We start from the raw sequence: 1,279 nt of genomic DNA, 5'->3' as shown, positions 1-1,279 counted from the left end.
CACCAGTTAATCCTGTGTCCCCAGTTGGTCCAGTTGCTCCGGTTGGTCCAGTTGCACCAGTGTCCCCAGTTGCTCCGGTTGCACCAGTTAATCCTGTGTCCCCAGTTGGTCCAGTTGCTCCGGTTGCACCAGTTAATCCTGTGTCCCCAGTTGGTCCAGTTGCACCTGCGTCTCCAGTTGCTCCGGTTGCTCCGGTGTCCCCAGTTGGTCCAGTTGGTCCAGTTGCTCCGGTTGCGCCAGTGTCCCCAGTTGCTCCGGTTGCACCAGTTAATCCTGTGTCCCCAGTTGCGCCAGTCGCACCAGTTGCTCCGGTTGGTCCAGTTGCACCAGTGTCCCCAGTTGGTCCAGTTGCTCCGGTTGGTCCAGTGTCCCCAGTTGGTCCAGTTGCTCCGGTTGCGCCAGTGTCCCCAGTTGTTCCGGTTGCACCAGTTATTCCTGTGTCCCCAGTTGGTCCATTTGCTCCGGTTGCACCAGTGTCCCCAGTTGCTCCAGTTGGTCCAGTTGCACCAGTGTCCCCAGTTGCTCCAGTTGGTCCAGTTGCACCAGTGTCCCCATTTGCTCCGGTTGCACCAGTTAATCCTGTGTCCCCAGTTGGTCCAGTTGCTCCGGTTGGTCCAGTTGCACCAGTGTCCCCAGTTGGTCCAGTTGGTCCAGTTGCACCAGTTGCACCAGTTGCACCAGTGTCCCCAGTTGCTCCGGTTGCACCAGTTAATCCTGTGTCCCCAGTTGGTCCAGTTGATCCGGTTGGTCCAGTTGCACCAGTGTCCCCAGTTGGTCCAGTTGCTCCGGTTGCGCCAGTGTCCCCAGTTGTTCCGGTTGCACCAGTTAATCCTGTGTCCCCAGTTGGTCCAGTTGGTCCAGTTGCTCCGGTTGCACCAGTGTCCCCAGTTGCTCCAGTTGGTCCAGTTGCACCAGTGTCCCCAGTTGGTCCAGTTGGTCCAGTTGCACCAGTGTCCCCAGTTGCTCCGGTTGCACCAGTTAATCCTGTGTCCCCAGTTGGTCCAGTTGCACCTGTGTCTCCAGTTGGTCCGGTAGCTCCGGTTGCGCCAGTGTCCCCAGTTGCTCCAAATCCGGTTAATCCGGTTGGTCCAGTTGCACCAGTCGCTCCAAATCCGGTAGCTCCGGTAGCCCCAGTTGCACCAGTCGCTCCAAATCCGGTAGCCCCAGTTGCACCAGTCGCTCCAAATCCGGTAGCCCCAGTTGCACCAGTCGCTCCAAATCCGGTAACTCCGGTAGCCCCAGTTGCACCAGTCACTCCAAATCCGGTAGCTCCGGTAGC

General features: G+C 58.6%; 1 protein-coding gene. It reads right to left on the bottom strand.

The window, feature by feature from the left end:
- Nucleotides 1-1,279: hypothetical protein (locus ACFPYN_RS17405; RefSeq protein WP_377735908.1), on the bottom strand; the 1,279-nt coding region annotated here is incomplete at both ends.

Origin of the sequence: Paenisporosarcina macmurdoensis (assembly GCF_042658845.1) — a bacterium.
Taxonomy (GTDB): domain Bacteria; phylum Bacillota; class Bacilli; order Bacillales_A; family Planococcaceae; genus Paenisporosarcina; species Paenisporosarcina macmurdoensis.
The sequence above is the reverse complement of the archived record's forward strand: the minus strand, read 5'-3'. Positions and strand labels throughout refer to the sequence as shown.